Consider the following 13111-nt stretch of genomic DNA (forward strand, 5'->3'; position numbering starts at 1 on the left):
TTCTCATAAGCTGTCACCTTGATGAAATTAGCGAAGCAAAGATACGCAAAACATAGGGTTGATTTACAACCACTTACAAACCAATCTAACTTTAACATAACATTAAGGATACGAAAAAGCCTTGTAATTATTTGTAACTACTGTAACTAAAGGGAGTTACAAAGAATTGTCAAAAGGGTATTTTAGCGGTACATTTTTGCCTTTCGGCGGGCAAAAAAAATGCGAAAACGTAATAAATCTTACAAAATAAAGTAAGAAATAATCTACATTTATAAGATTGAAACGTCAAATTTCACGTATTTTTATATGCACGCCGATTAGGAAGGTATAATTTGCAAGAATTTACATCTATAAATTAAGGTTTCAGGGTTTTTATATTTGGCTAAAGCCGATCATCGTTACACTATACAAATCCTTGGCTAAAGCTAGGGGCAATTCATAACTGCCACTTATATATATAATTCAAGTATATTTGAAATACAGATTTTAATATTACTGTTATGAAAATCATATATCCACTACTATTACTTGCACTTTTCTGTGTATCCTTTATAAAAAGCCCGAAACCTACATCATCGTATAATCCAGTTTTTTGTACAGACACAATTCCGCATCAGCGTTTTTTACAGGATTGGGTAGACGAATATAAAAAAACCGGTACTTTAAAAATGGAGAGCGAAATTCTTTATGTGCATAATCTTTTAGAAACTAAAGAAGACATGGAAAAATATGTACGCGTATTAGCTGAAATCAAGTATAAGGAACAGGAAATTGATACGATTATAATATCTGAAGACAATAATAAAGAATTATGGTTTGCCTGCATAGATTTTAAGAATACATACTACGGAGGCCATGCTCATATCGTAGCATGTAAAACAAATGCCAAAGTTATAATTTTTGAAGGGGTAAAATAAATTAACATAGCTCGTTCAAATGCCTTATGATTTTAATAGGTGACTTTGAACACACCCCTAACCCCTCTCAAGAGGGGAACACTCATACCCGCTCACTCTTATTTTTAAAATCGAGTGAAGCTTGTTCCCCTCTTGAGAGGGGTTAGGGGTGTGTTGTTTTAACATCACTTCTGTTAAACAAATCTTAAACAACACTACCATAATGTAAGGCAATTCATTTTTTTATACCTTTAGTTTTCAACACTTAAGAAATGAATACAATAGCTTACTTCGAAATTCAGGCGTATGAACCCGAAAGGGCAATAGCATTTTACAGCAGTGTTTTTGGCTGGGAATTTACACAGGATAAGGAACTGCCTATTGAGTATTACCGCATAGCGACAACAGGAATGCACGGCGGACTCCTAAAGCGCCCTGCTCCTGCCCCGGGTACCGAAAACGGCACCAATGCCTACACCTGCTCTATTGAAGTGGAAAATTTTGACGATACTGCCGATAAGATCATGGCGGCAGGCGGCGAAGTGGCATTACCTAAGTTTGCCATACACGGCAAATGCTGGCAGGGTTATTTTATAGATACAGATAATAACACTTTTGGCATCTTTCAGGTGGATGATACTGCCGACAATTCTACGTTTTAGTCTCCTATATATAAGGTGTACATATAAGCAAAGGGAGGGTGTCTGAAAACTAAATTTTATACGTTTTGTCATTTCGACCGCAGCGTAGCGAAGTGGAGAAATCTCTAAAACTTTAATTATATGAGATTTTTCGACTGCACTTCGTTCCGCTCAAAATGACACTCCTGAAGCAAGTTTTCTGTGTAGTATACAATTTAATTCTGCTGTGCCCTGAAGAGCGCAATAAGCAAATCGGCATCTATCATGCCCGTGGGAGATCGCTTCATCTCGTTAAGCACACCTTTCATGGCATACGGGCTTAACCCCATGTTAATACCCATCTCGCGTATGGCTACCTGTTCATTGTCGTGCAGCACACCATCGGCCTGCATCAATAATGCCAGCCTGTAGAACTGAAGTATGCGCTGGTGTTCTGATTTTATGATGACGTGATCTGCCGGATTATCAAAAAGGCCTGTAAATACAGCTTTATCTACCCTTAGCTGACTGGCAACAAGCTCTAAAAACTGATACTCGCGCTCGTGGATGCTGCCATCTATTTTGGCAAATTCAATCATTTCGGTTAACAGGCTCAGCTTTTCTTCGTAGGTATTCATGGTAATTGGTAATTTTAGCTAAATTATTCTTTTGCTTAAAAAAAACAAACAGATGGCACATAAATTTCTGCTCCTAATTTTGTATCTTACTTCTATGAACACTAAAGCACAGGAACACACCTACCCTAATAACGTTACTACCTTTACCATACATTCGCCACAACTGGACACCGACAGGAAAGTATGGGTCTACCTGCCAAAAGATTATGATGCCAAAGCAAAAAAATATCCGGTACTGTATATGCACGACGGGCAGAACCTGTTTGACAAAGCTACTTCTTTTGCAGGCGAATGGCGTGCCGATGAACAGCTGGACAGCCTGAAGGCACAAACCATAATAATAGGTATTGAACACGGAAATGACAAGCGCGTAGACGAACTTACCCCTTACACTAACGAAAAATATGGTGGCGGGCAAGCCGATAAGTACCTTGACTTTGTTGTAAACACGGTAAAACCGTATGTAGATACACACTATCATACCAATCCCGATAAGGAACACACAGGTATAATGGGAAGTTCGCTGGGCGGACTTATCTCCTATTATGCGGTGTTGAAGTACCCAAAGGTATTTGGCAAGGCTGGGGTATTTTCGCCTTCTTTTTGGTTTAATGACGCTATTTATGACGACACTATAAACACGCCGCATATTGATGCGCGTCTCTACTTTATGGCAGGCGACCACGAAAGCACCGAAATGATTGCCGACCTTGACCGTATGCTCGAAATACTAAAAGTAAAACTGGACCATAAAAAGATTCACCGAAAAATTGTACACAACGGCAGGCATAACGAAACCCTGTGGGGGAAGGAATTTGCAGAAGCCTACATTTGGCTATTTGAGTGATTTGTTGATTTGGTTATTGTGTATGATGTAACCACAAAGGACACAAAGCTTTGTGAACCTTGCGTAATCCATTGTGTTCTTTGCGGTTAATTTTTTACCCTTTATCAATAAACAAATCAACAAATCTATCAAATCAACCAATCAAACAAATAACCAAATCCACCAAAAAACACTACTTTTGCTGAAAATAAGGATGTATGGATAATAATGATGTATTTAAAAAGCTGCGTGTAGCGCTTCAGTTAAGGGACGACCAAATCGTGGAAATATTAGAGCTTGTAGATTTCAGGATCTCTAAGGCAGAAATAGGTGCTTTTTTCCGTAATGCAGATCACCCTAACTATATGGAGTGCGGCGACCAGGTACTGCGTAACTTTTTAAATGGCCTTATCATTCACCTGCGCGGCACTAAAGAAGAGCCAAAGAATGCGCAGGACGTTATCAATAAGAATAAAGAAGCAGTGGCTAAAGCAAAGAGCGAAAGGCCGGCATCGGCACCCTTTGAAAAGCCTAAAAAGCCAGCTGCAAAGAAACCTGCTATGAAAGGCCCGCCGCAAAGGCCTAAGAAACCTGCCCCAGTCGTTGAAAAAGTAAAGTTCAACAACGGTAAGAAGAAGAATTCGTAACAACGAGATACAAAAAAGAGCCCTGTAATTAAGGGCTCTTTCCTGTTTTATAAGGTTCGTTTATTCCGGTGCAACGACCGGGCCGTCCCATTGCGAGATACCACCTATAAGGTTAAAGGTATTGGCAATTTCAAGCTGGTTCATAATGTTGCAGGCCTGAGCACTGCGTGCACCTGCGGCACAGTATACATAATAATTCCTGCTTTTATCCAGTTCTTCAACAGCATAGATAAAGCCCTGCCCCTTGTAAATATCGATATTAATAGCACCCGGAATGATTCCACGGTTCCATTCGTCTTCGGTGCGAACGTCAAGAATAACAGCATTGCTGTCTGCCTGAGCTTTTTCCCACCATTCTTCCTGAGATATATTCATTTGTATGATTTTTGGCAAAGGTATTATGCTTTTATAGAACAGCCAATAGCCTTGGTCTCTTTTACGCTAACTTCTTTTCCTTTTACTAATGCATCAAGGGCATTCTCTGCATATTTGGTTTTAACCGCAGCAGCATCTTCGTAGTTATCGTCAATAGCCCCGATATATTTTACCACATTACCTTTAGCCGTTTTCTGAAGGATATACACGTGAGGTGTTTTTGTAGCACCATATTGTGGGAATATCTTTTGGCCTTCGTCTAACAGGTATGGAAAAGTGAATCCTTTTTCTTTGGCCCTTGCCTGCATATTGGCAAAGCTGTCTTCTTTTACTTTATCAGGATTGTTAGGGTTTATAGCCACTACAGGATAACCCAGCTTTTTGTATTTCTTATCTAAGGCAACGATACGGTCTTCATACGCCTGCGCATACGGGCAGTGGTTGCAGGTAAACACCACGATATACCCTCTAGCATCCTTAATATCCTTAAGCGATACCTTTTTATTATCTACGTTCTTAAGGCTGAAATCTGTTGCGATATCCCCTACCTTATAGCCGCCTGCTGCGTTCTTGACACCAAATGCGCTTAAAAAAGCCACAAGCATTACTGTACCTAAAATTTTTACGGTCTTCATATTTATATGTATTGATTATTTAAAATTACTAACTTCTTTTTCCAGTTCCGCATAGGTAAATGACTTTTCATAAAACTTACGCCTGTCCTTATTATATATGAGAGTAGCCGGCAGTGCGCCGCTCCACGTAGAATCTACCTTTGGCAGCCAGGTGTTCTGGTCAGGATCCCTAAGGTAAACCACATCACTCTTAAGCTGCTTCTCTTTAATAAAAGGCAGCAGTTTTGTTTCTACCATCTTATACATGTCAAGGCTTACCAGCATTACCTTAACCTTATTGGTTTTGTACTTGGCATTAAGCTCTTCAAAATGCGGAAGCTCCTGCACGCACGGCACACACCATGTAGCCCAAAAATTAACCACATACGTAGTGTCATTCTTCTGTTTCAGGAAATATTCCAGCTTGTCAAAGTCGTATGCTTTTACACTCACGCCGTCTTTTGTGTACACTTTTAAGGGTGTTGGCGGCGTTGGCTGTTGTACTTCTGCTGTCTCGGTTGGTTCGGCAGTGGTGTCTTCTGTCGTGGTTTCTGCTTTATTATTGCAGGAAATAATGAATGTGCCTACTGCAAACAACATCAGCAATCTGTTGTATTTACTCATAAAATTTGTGTTTTGAGATAATCCTCTAAAATTAAGCCCTAAATGGCTGTGTTAATAAAATTAAGAAAATTTTAACATATCATTTGTACATACAAATAAAAACATTATTACATTTGTACATACAAATTTTGTATTTACAAATATGAAAATAGAAGATATCATAAAATCAACTGGCAGCATCCCTTGTGCAAAGAAGGTAATGCTGAATATATTGTACACACAAAATATTATAAGTGAAAACTTTAACGATGTACTAAAAAGCTATGACCTTTCTCCTGAGCAATTTAATGTACTCAGGATACTGAGAGGCCAAAAATGCAATCCTGTAAACATGGGTGTCATTCAGGAGCGCATGGTAGCGAAGACCAGCAACACCACCCGTCTTGTAGACAAGCTGCTGCTGAAAGAACTGGTAACACGAGGCGTATGCGAATCTAACCGCCGTAAGATGGAGGTCATGATTACCGAAAAAGGCCTTGAAATGCTAAAAGAGCTTGACCCTATAGTAGATGCCCACGAAGAAAAGTTTGCAGCAAACCTTACCCCTGCCGAACTTGAACAGCTTAACACACTGCTTGAAAAATACAGAACACTATAAATAGACCACATATAAATACAATGAAAGAATATATTGAAAGCCTTAACTGGCGCTACGCAGCTAAAAAATATGATGCTGCAAAAAAAGTATCTAAAGAAGACCTTGAAACACTTAAACAGGCTGTAAGGCTTAGCGTTTCTTCTGTTGGGCTTCAGCCTTATAAAGTTTTTGTTGTTGAATCTGACGAAATGCGCAACAAGCTTAAAACTGCTGCCGGAGGAAACAACCAGAACATTATTGCCGACTCATCGTATCTTTTTGTTTTTGCCAACGAGCTTAACGTAAACGACACGCATGTTGACAAATACATAAGCACTATAAGCCAGGTAAGAGACGTTGCCCCCGAAGCGGTTAAAGGATTTAGCGACTATATCTCAGGATATTTGGCAAGCCTTACCGAAGAGCAAAAGAACATCTGGACGGCAAAACAGTCATACATTGCGCTTTCTACCCTTATCAATACCGCTGCACTCCTGCGAATAGACGCAACGCCAATGGAAGGCTTTGATGCACAGGAATTCAACAAAATATTAGGCCTTGACGAACTTGGACTTAATGCTGCGGTTATTGCTGCCGTAGGTTACAGGCATGAAGAGGATGCTATGCAGCACGCAGTTAAAGTAAGAAAACCGCTCGAAGAGCTTTTCGTAACTGTTTAATACTTAATTTAGTAATTTAATAAACCCAAATAATTTTTAAAAATGAAGAATCTAAAAACAATTGCAATTGCACTGGTTGTAGCTCTTACAACAATTACAGCTACGGCTCAGGACAAGAAAATCAACGCTGCTAAAAGTAAAATCAGCTGGGTTGGTGAAAAAGTAACAGGAAAACACGAAGGTACTATCAACGTTAAAGATGGTGTTCTTACTTTCAAAAACAACAAACTTACGGGTGGTAACATCACTGTAGACATGAACTCTATACAAGCTACTGACCTTAAAGCCGGTGAAGGTAAAGAGAAACTTGAAGGCCACTTAAAAGCTGACGATTTCTTTGGTACTGCTGCATACCCAACTTCAAAAATCGTTTTCAAATCAGTTAAAGAAAAATCTGCGGGTGTTTACACTGTAACTGCAGACCTTACTATCAAGAAAACTACAAAACCAATCACTTTTGAACTTAAAGCCGGTAAAAACGCTGCTACAACTACACTTAAAGTTGACAGAACTAAATACGACATTACTTACGGTTCTAAAAGCTTCTTCGAAAGCATTGGAGATAAAGCTATCTACGATGAATTCACACTTAACGTAAACCTTGCTTACTAATTAAAATTAGTATTTAAATTGAATAACAAACCCACGCATGGCGTGGGTTTTGTGTTTCTATAAGGGTCTTTGGTAGTGAGGTTCTTAGTCGCTGAGGTTTTGTCCAGTTGCTATCTAGCTCCAACTGCCTAAGAATCTAATTAACTAAGAACCTAATTAACTCTCTAAAAAAGCCCTTCAATAGACAGGTATCTTTCGCCTGTATCGTAGTTAAACGTTACTACAACGGCATCTTTTGGGATTTCGGACAGCTTTTTGTTTACAGCTGCAAGCGATGCCCCTGTTGAAATGCCTGCCAGCAAGCCTTCTTTTTTTGCCGCATCGCGGGCAAACTCAAATGCTTCATCTTTACCTACCTGAATAACGCCGTCAATAAGGCCACTCTCATAAATTGACGGTACAAAACCTGCCCCTATTCCCTGTATAGGGTGTGGTGCCGGGCTTCCCCCGCTAAGTACAGGCGATAATTCTGGTTCAACAGCAAAGACCTTGAGGCTAGGCAGTTTTTCCTTTAAAACAGCTGCTACACCCGTAATATGCCCTCCCGTACCTACTCCTGTAATCAGGTAATCAATGCCATCCGGAAAATCGGCCAGTATCTCTTTTGCGGTAGTTCTCTTATGTACCTCAACGTTAGCCTGGTTATCAAATTGGCTTGGCGACCATGCGTTTGGCGTGCTTGCTGTAAGCTCTGCCGCACGTTCTATAGCGCCTTTCATGCCTTTTTCCCTTGGCGTAAGCTCAAACTCCGCACCGTAAATAGACATCAGTTTCCTGCGTTCCACGCTCATGCTCTCCGGCATTACAAGCAGCAGTTTATACCCTTTTACGGCAGCGACAAGTGCAAGCCCGATACCCGTATTACCCGATGTAGGTTCTATAATAACGCTGTCTTTAGTGAGTATTCCTTTAGCCTCGGCGTCTTCAACCATAGCCAGGGCAATCCTGTCTTTTATGCTGTTTCCGGGATTGTTACGTTCCAGTTTTATCCACACATTGTTGTCGGGAAATAGTTTATTTAGCTTTAAATGCGGCGTATTGCCTATAGTTTCTAAAATGCTGTTCGCTTTCATATATATTGAATTTTAGATTACAAAATTTAATGGTTCGGGAAATGTACCCCTTGTTTTAATGCTTATTTCACTCTTGTGATACACCAGTGAATGCGGCGGAACCGAGTTGGTTATCCATACATTTCCGCCAATAATGCTGTCGTGGCCTATCTCCGTATTGCCGCCAAGTATGGTTGCATTGGCATAAATTGTAACATTATTTCCAATAGTAGGATGTCTTTTTACCGAAGCCTCAGCCTTGCTTACACTAAGTGCGCCCAGCGTTACCCCCTGGTATATTTTCACGTCATCGCCTATAAGAGCTGTTTCGCCAATTACGATTCCCGTACCGTGATCGATAAAAAAACGGCTGCCAATTTCTGCCCCCGGATGAATGTCTATACCCGCCTTGCTGTGCACATACTCGCTCATCATTCTTGGCAGCAGCGGAACATCTTCAAGCCAAAGTTCATGTGCCAGCCTGTAGACTGCTATGGCGAAGAATCCGGGGTACGAAATGAGCACTTCAGCGCGTGATTTTGCTGCCGGATCGAACTCGAATATGGCTTTCAAATCGTACTCAAGCTTTTGATGAAGTATTTCTACCTTATAATCTAAGGTTGAAATAAATGAATTTATTTTTTTTTCGCTTAATCCAGCCAATTCAAACAGGTGGAACAGCTCATTTTTTAGTTCGTTTTCTTTCTTGACAAAATACTCGTAATCGGCATACTCTTCGCCTATGCAAAAGAGCCAGGCAAAGAGATTTTCTATCCATTTTTCTGTTTTTGCCTTATCCGGCAGCACGCCCGCCTTTAGATAATTTGCGGTATAAACAGGGTGTTTCATATCGTATGGTTATTAAAAAAAGCTTCCCATAAAAGAGAAGCTTTTTGCAGTTATATAAGGCCGGTAAACCTGAATTTATGCCACAGCAAATGCTCCTTTTAATAAAAGACAACAGCTGCAAACGGTGGTATTTTGGCTTATAGCTCTCATGGTTTGATGTTTTAGCTACACAAAAATAGACAAAAAAACTCAATAGTCTACCAGTTTAGTAGATTTATAAAACAAATAATTAAGGCATAAATGTTCATACATTTGCAGCCTTATTACATGCAACCATGAAGAAAATATTAGTTATAGACAACTACGACAGCTTTACATATAACCTTGTACACTACCTGGAAGACCTTGACTGCAAGGTTTTTGTACTGAGAAACGACGAAGTTTCTATAGAAGACCCGGCAGATTATGACAAGATCTTACTGTCTCCCGGACCCGGAATACCCGATGAAGCAGGCCTTCTAAAAAACATTATAAAAGAGTACGCATCCACTAAAAGTATCCTTGGAATCTGCCTTGGCCAGCAGGCCATTGGTGAGGTTTTTGGCGGTACGCTTATTAACCTTGAAGAGGTGCATCACGGTGTCGCTGCCGACATTAAAATCACCGTAGAAAACGAACCTCTTTTTACCGGAATGGGGGACACGATTTCGGTAGGAAGATACCATTCCTGGAGTGTGGATAATGCTAATTTTCCAGACGTTTTAGAAGTCACATCTGTTGATAAAAGCGGAAACATAATGTCGTTACGACACAAAATTTATGACGTAAGAGGGGTACAATTCCATCCCGAATCAGTGTTAACGCCTCTGGGAAAACAAATTCTTAAAAACTGGGTTGAGGTTTAATAAGCCAAAACCTTTACTTCAATAAAAGCAATTATAACACCTGAATTACAATTATATAAATACCAACTATAGAAAAAACCTATAGCGGTTTCCGAAACCGTTTTCTGTTAACAAACTGTTAATAATGATATTAAACAAACGTTTAATTTAAACAAGTGTTTAACTTTGCGTCGTAATTAACAGAGAAATAAAATGACGGAGTTTAATGACAAACAAATCGACATTTTGCAGGCAGCCGAAAAGCTGTTTGCAGAAGAAGGATTTGATGGTGCTTCCATCAGGACAATAGCTAAAGAAGCCCAGGTAAATATTGCGATGATATCGTACTATTTCGGGTCGAAGGAAAAGCTGCTTGAAGCCCTTATCATCCACAGAACATCTGACATGAAAATGAGGCTCGAAGACATCTTCAGTCAGAACCTTACCCCCTTTCAAAAAGTAGACCTTCTGATTGATCTTTACATATCCAGAATCAACAAGAACAAATGCATGTACCAGATTATGCATTTTGAACTTTCGACAAAAAAGAGGATCATGGATATGCAGTCTTTCATAGACATCAAAAAAGAAAATCTTGAAGTGTTTAAAAAGATCCTTTCGGAAGGACAAGCGCAGGGCGTTTTTAAAAAAGACGTAAACATCACTTTGATTCCTGCCACGATTATGGGCACACTGGTACACTTCCAGATGAACCAGCAATATTTTGAGATCATCCTGAATATTGACAGCGACGAAAAATATCAACTTTACATAGAAAATGAGCTTACCGCTCACATTAAACAAACCATTAAAGCGCTTTTAGTACATGAAAATTAAGCATCTACTGCCCGGCGGCCTTTTGTTCTTTGTGCTTACACTACAGGCACAGGAAAAAAAACAGTTATCGCTGGATGAGGCCATATCGCTGGCAGTTACAAAAAGTACAGAGGCTAACCTTGCCGATACTAAGGTAGCCACCTCTAAACTTGACCTGGACAACACCAAGAACAATCAGTATCCTGATTTCAAGGTGTCGGGTCAGTACATGAGGATAACAAACCCTACCGTAAAGCTGAGGATTCCCCTAAGCACATCTGAACCTGCAGAAGGAGAAACTGCTACAGCAAGCCCAAAAGTTAACCAGATCATGTTTGGCCAGGCAAGCTTCAGCATGCCATTGTTCTCAGGTTTTAAGCTTAGGAACAGCGTAGATGCTTCAGAGAACATTTACAGGGCACAAACCTTTAACGCCGTAAACACAAAAGAACAGCTTGCCATGCAAACTGTGGTGCTTTATGTAAATCTTTACAAAGCACAGGAATCGGTAAAGCTTATCCAGGAAAACCTGAAGAGCGCTAACCAGCGTGTTGCCGATTTTACAGCCATGGAGAAAAACGGATTACTGGCACGTAATGACTTTTTGAAAGCAACGCTTCAGGCGAGCAACATTCAGCTTACGCTGGATGATGCCATCAAAAACGTCTCTACGATCAATTTCCAGCTCGTGACGCTATTAAAACTGCCGGCCGGTACTCAGCTATCACCGAGCGATAGTTATTTCAAGAAATCGAACGGAACGACGCCGTCGGCTAGCGAGAGCGAAGCGATCGCATCAAGAAGTGATCTTGAAGCAATGCGATTTGAGCAGAAAGCAAGCGAAAGCAACGTTAAGATCGCAAAAGGAGACTATTACCCTGCCATATCGGTTTCTGCCGGATATGTTGCACTGGATATCCAGAATGTTGCGCAGGTATACAACGCGGTTAACTTTGGCGTAGGCTTCTCTTACGACATTGCAAACATCTTTAAGAACAGCAAGAAAGTAAAAGCAGCACAAAGCCGTGCCGAAGAGACAAGGCAGCAGCTTGAAATAATGACCGACCAGGTTAAGGTGCAGGTTAACGAAGCACAGGAAAACTATAACCTGAGCATAAAACAGGACAAGGTGTATGCCGAAGCTGTAGAACAGGCCACCGAAAACTACAGGATCGTAAAAGACAAATATGATAACGGCCTTGTAGATACTAACGATCTTCTTGAAGCCGATGTTGAACAGCTTCAGGCAAAAATAAACGGTGCATTCTCTAAAGCAGACATCACGCAGCGTTACTATGAGCTGCTTAATGCTTCAGGTAAATTAACCAACTCTTTTAATCTTACACCAAACAAAAATTAATTAATCCAATCATGGAAGATACTAATAAGAAAAAAACGAACAAGAAGTTTATTGTAATCCTTGCGGCAGTAGTTATCCTTGGCGGTGGTTATGGTATTTACAAATACATGCACTCCCTTGCACACGAAACTACAGATGATGCACAGGTAGAGAAAAACATGAACCCTATAATTCCCCGCGTAACAGGATACATCACAAAAGTGTTTGTTAAGGATAATGATTTTGTAAAAAAAGGCGATACGCTTTTTATCATCGACGACAAAGATTATGTTGTACGTGTTGAAGACGCTAAGGCTGCACTTGCTGCTGCCGAAGGAAGCTATGAAGCTGCTAAGGCTGATGTAGGCGGAGCATCTGCAAACGTTTCGGTAAGCGAAGCGAACATCCTTTCATCTAAAGGAAATATTGAAGCTGCTAAAGTCAGGCTTTGGAGAGCTAACAACGACTTTACCCGTTACGAGAACCTGTACAAAAACCACTCGATCACTAAACAGCAGTTTGAACAGGCTCAGGCAACGCAGCAGGAAGCTGAAGTAGAACTTAGGGTTTTACAACAAGCTGAAGCTGCAAGCAAATCGCAAAGAAATGCAAGCGTGTCACGATCTAATGTTTCAGGAAAACAAACTGAAGTTGCATCGGCTAACATCAAAAAAGCACAGGCTGCACTTGATGCTGCTAACTTAACACTAAGCTATACCATAGTTACTGCTGCCGTAGACGGACAGATCTCTACCGTAGATATTCAGCCGGGTCAGCTTGTACAACCGGGACAGGCATTGTTTTACATCATTAACAGCGAAGATGCATGGGTTGTGGCTAACTTTAAAGAAACACAGCTTACAAAAATGAAAGAAGGCCAAAAAGTAACCATTGTTTCTGATGCTTACCCAGACCTTGAGTTTGAGGGCGAACTTACAAGCTTCTCTCCTGCTACAGGTGCACGTTTCTCTTTACTGCCTCCTGACAACGCAACGGGTAACTTTGTTAAGACCGTGCAAAGGCTTCCTGTAAAAATAAGCCTTACTAAAAACAACGACAAAGAAAAAGTAAAACTACTGCGTCCCGGTATGAATGTGGATGTAGACGTACATTTAAAATAAT

At 40.5% G+C, this 13111-nt stretch carries 17 protein-coding genes; 11 read left to right on the plus strand and 6 right to left on the minus strand.

Annotation, left to right across the window (positions count from 1 at the left end; translation table 11 throughout):
* Window positions 1–500: 500 nt before the first annotated feature.
* Both R1T16_RS09705 and R1T16_RS09710 read left to right on the plus strand, forming a co-directional pair.
* Window positions 501–917 carry a hypothetical protein gene (locus R1T16_RS09705; protein WP_317500900.1) on the plus strand — a complete coding sequence of 139 codons (417 nt, stop codon included), beginning with the start codon at window positions 501–503 and terminating at the stop codon, window positions 915–917.
* Window positions 918–1168: 251 nt separating this feature from the next.
* Window positions 1169–1558, plus strand: coding sequence for a VOC family protein (locus tag R1T16_RS09710; RefSeq protein WP_317500901.1), 390 nt, complete (start codon window positions 1169–1171; stop codon window positions 1556–1558).
* A 194-nt stretch (window positions 1559–1752) separates the two neighbouring features.
* Here R1T16_RS09710 and R1T16_RS09715 read toward each other — a convergent pair whose 3' ends face one another.
* Entirely contained in the window at window positions 1753–2154 is a 402-nt protein-coding gene (locus R1T16_RS09715; protein ID WP_317500902.1) for an excinuclease ABC subunit B, read from the minus strand.
* A 52-nt stretch (window positions 2155–2206) separates the two neighbouring features.
* On the opposite strand from R1T16_RS09715, the gene R1T16_RS09720 reads away from it, so the two are divergent.
* The gene (locus R1T16_RS09720; RefSeq protein WP_317500903.1) at window positions 2207–3001 is read left to right on the plus strand and encodes an alpha/beta hydrolase; all 795 of its coding nucleotides are present in this window, start codon (window positions 2207–2209) and stop codon (window positions 2999–3001) included.
* Between the two features lie 197 nt (window positions 3002–3198).
* Window positions 3199–3627, plus strand: coding sequence for a DUF1456 family protein (locus tag R1T16_RS09725; RefSeq protein ID WP_317500904.1), 429 nt, complete (start codon window positions 3199–3201; stop codon window positions 3625–3627).
* 60 nt (window positions 3628–3687) lie between these two features.
* Here the strand turns inward: R1T16_RS09725 and R1T16_RS09730 are convergent, their stop codons facing one another.
* The 3 genes from R1T16_RS09730 to R1T16_RS09740 are packed head-to-tail and all read right to left on the minus strand — an operon-like array spanning window position 3688 to window position 5240.
* Window positions 3688–4002, minus strand: a complete 315-nt coding sequence (locus R1T16_RS09730) for a rhodanese-like domain-containing protein (protein WP_317500905.1) — start codon at window positions 4000–4002, stop codon at window positions 3688–3690.
* A gap of 23 nt (window positions 4003–4025) precedes the next feature.
* Window positions 4026–4637, minus strand: a complete 612-nt coding sequence (locus R1T16_RS09735; protein ID WP_317500906.1) for a thioredoxin family protein — start codon at window positions 4635–4637, stop codon at window positions 4026–4028.
* Window positions 4638–4652: 15 nt separating this feature from the next.
* Window positions 4653–5240 carry a TlpA disulfide reductase family protein gene (locus tag R1T16_RS09740; RefSeq protein WP_317500907.1) on the minus strand — a complete coding sequence of 196 codons (588 nt, stop codon included), beginning with the start codon at window positions 5238–5240 and terminating at the stop codon, window positions 4653–4655.
* 142 nt (window positions 5241–5382) lie between these two features.
* Between R1T16_RS09740 and R1T16_RS09745 the strand changes: the two genes are divergently transcribed.
* The 3 genes from R1T16_RS09745 to R1T16_RS09755 are packed head-to-tail and all read left to right on the plus strand — an operon-like array spanning window position 5383 to window position 7109.
* Window positions 5383–5838, plus strand: a complete 456-nt coding sequence (locus tag R1T16_RS09745) for a MarR family winged helix-turn-helix transcriptional regulator (RefSeq protein WP_317500908.1) — start codon at window positions 5383–5385, stop codon at window positions 5836–5838.
* Between the two features lie 20 nt (window positions 5839–5858).
* Window positions 5859–6497 carry an NAD(P)H-dependent oxidoreductase gene (locus tag R1T16_RS09750; RefSeq protein ID WP_317500909.1) on the plus strand — a complete coding sequence of 213 codons (639 nt, stop codon included), beginning with the start codon at window positions 5859–5861 and terminating at the stop codon, window positions 6495–6497.
* Between the two features lie 42 nt (window positions 6498–6539).
* On the plus strand, window positions 6540–7109 hold the full coding sequence (locus tag R1T16_RS09755) for a YceI family protein (protein ID WP_317500910.1): 570 nt from the start codon (window positions 6540–6542) through the stop codon (window positions 7107–7109).
* A gap of 164 nt (window positions 7110–7273) precedes the next feature.
* Here the strand turns inward: R1T16_RS09755 and cysK are convergent, their stop codons facing one another.
* Together cysK and epsC are read right to left on the minus strand one after the other, a co-directional pair.
* Window positions 7274–8182, minus strand: coding sequence for a cysteine synthase A (gene cysK, locus R1T16_RS09760; protein WP_317500911.1), 909 nt, complete (start codon window positions 8180–8182; stop codon window positions 7274–7276).
* A 12-nt stretch (window positions 8183–8194) separates the two neighbouring features.
* The gene (gene epsC, locus R1T16_RS09765) at window positions 8195–9010 is read right to left on the minus strand and encodes a serine O-acetyltransferase EpsC (protein WP_317500912.1); all 816 of its coding nucleotides are present in this window, start codon (window positions 9008–9010) and stop codon (window positions 8195–8197) included.
* A gap of 275 nt (window positions 9011–9285) precedes the next feature.
* Between epsC and R1T16_RS09770 the strand changes: the two genes are divergently transcribed.
* The 4 genes from R1T16_RS09770 to R1T16_RS09785 all read left to right on the plus strand — a co-directional run bounded on the left by R1T16_RS09770 (window position 9286) and on the right by R1T16_RS09785 (window position 13110).
* A complete protein-coding gene (locus R1T16_RS09770) occupies window positions 9286–9855 on the plus strand; it encodes an aminodeoxychorismate/anthranilate synthase component II (protein WP_317500913.1) in 570 nt (189 codons plus the stop codon).
* A gap of 192 nt (window positions 9856–10047) precedes the next feature.
* A complete protein-coding gene (locus tag R1T16_RS09775) occupies window positions 10048–10671 on the plus strand; it encodes a TetR/AcrR family transcriptional regulator (protein WP_317500914.1) in 624 nt (207 codons plus the stop codon).
* Window positions 10661–12010: a TolC family protein gene (locus R1T16_RS09780; protein ID WP_317500915.1), complete on the plus strand. Its 1350-nt coding sequence runs from the start codon at window positions 10661–10663 to the stop codon at window positions 12008–12010. The genes R1T16_RS09775 and R1T16_RS09780 overlap by 11 nt, the downstream gene beginning before the upstream one ends.
* Window positions 12011–12021: 11 nt before the next feature.
* Entirely contained in the window at window positions 12022–13110 is a 1089-nt protein-coding gene (locus tag R1T16_RS09785; RefSeq protein WP_317500916.1) for an HlyD family secretion protein, read from the plus strand.
* The last annotated feature ends 1 nt before the right edge of the window (window position 13111 follow it).

Source organism: Flavobacterium sp. DG1-102-2, from assembly GCF_033042555.1.
Lineage (GTDB): Bacteria > Bacteroidota > Bacteroidia > Flavobacteriales > Flavobacteriaceae > Flavobacterium.

Coding starts and splice junctions, on each gene's coding strand:
- cysK (WP_317500911.1), bottom strand. CDS start 8,182: ATGAAAGCGAACAGCATTTTAGAAACTATAGGCAATACGCCGCATTTA.
- epsC (WP_317500912.1), bottom strand. CDS start 9,010: ATGAAACACCCTGTTTATACCGCAAATTATCTAAAGGCGGGCGTGCTG.
- R1T16_RS09745 (WP_317500908.1), top strand. CDS start 5,383: ATGAAAATAGAAGATATCATAAAATCAACTGGCAGCATCCCTTGTGCA.
- R1T16_RS09720 (WP_317500903.1), top strand. CDS start 2,207: ATGGCACATAAATTTCTGCTCCTAATTTTGTATCTTACTTCTATGAAC.
- R1T16_RS09785 (WP_317500916.1), top strand. CDS start 12,022: ATGGAAGATACTAATAAGAAAAAAACGAACAAGAAGTTTATTGTAATC.
- R1T16_RS09755 (WP_317500910.1), top strand. CDS start 6,540: ATGAAGAATCTAAAAACAATTGCAATTGCACTGGTTGTAGCTCTTACA.
- R1T16_RS09780 (WP_317500915.1), top strand. CDS start 10,661: ATGAAAATTAAGCATCTACTGCCCGGCGGCCTTTTGTTCTTTGTGCTT.
- R1T16_RS09715 (WP_317500902.1), bottom strand. CDS start 2,154: ATGAATACCTACGAAGAAAAGCTGAGCCTGTTAACCGAAATGATTGAA.
- R1T16_RS09735 (WP_317500906.1), bottom strand. CDS start 4,637: ATGAAGACCGTAAAAATTTTAGGTACAGTAATGCTTGTGGCTTTTTTA.
- R1T16_RS09730 (WP_317500905.1), bottom strand. CDS start 4,002: ATGAATATATCTCAGGAAGAATGGTGGGAAAAAGCTCAGGCAGACAGC.
- R1T16_RS09710 (WP_317500901.1), top strand. CDS start 1,169: ATGAATACAATAGCTTACTTCGAAATTCAGGCGTATGAACCCGAAAGG.
- R1T16_RS09705 (WP_317500900.1), top strand. CDS start 501: ATGAAAATCATATATCCACTACTATTACTTGCACTTTTCTGTGTATCC.
- R1T16_RS09725 (WP_317500904.1), top strand. CDS start 3,199: ATGGATAATAATGATGTATTTAAAAAGCTGCGTGTAGCGCTTCAGTTA.
- R1T16_RS09740 (WP_317500907.1), bottom strand. CDS start 5,240: ATGAGTAAATACAACAGATTGCTGATGTTGTTTGCAGTAGGCACATTC.
- R1T16_RS09770 (WP_317500913.1), top strand. CDS start 9,286: ATGAAGAAAATATTAGTTATAGACAACTACGACAGCTTTACATATAAC.
- R1T16_RS09775 (WP_317500914.1), top strand. CDS start 10,048: ATGACGGAGTTTAATGACAAACAAATCGACATTTTGCAGGCAGCCGAA.
- R1T16_RS09750 (WP_317500909.1), top strand. CDS start 5,859: ATGAAAGAATATATTGAAAGCCTTAACTGGCGCTACGCAGCTAAAAAA.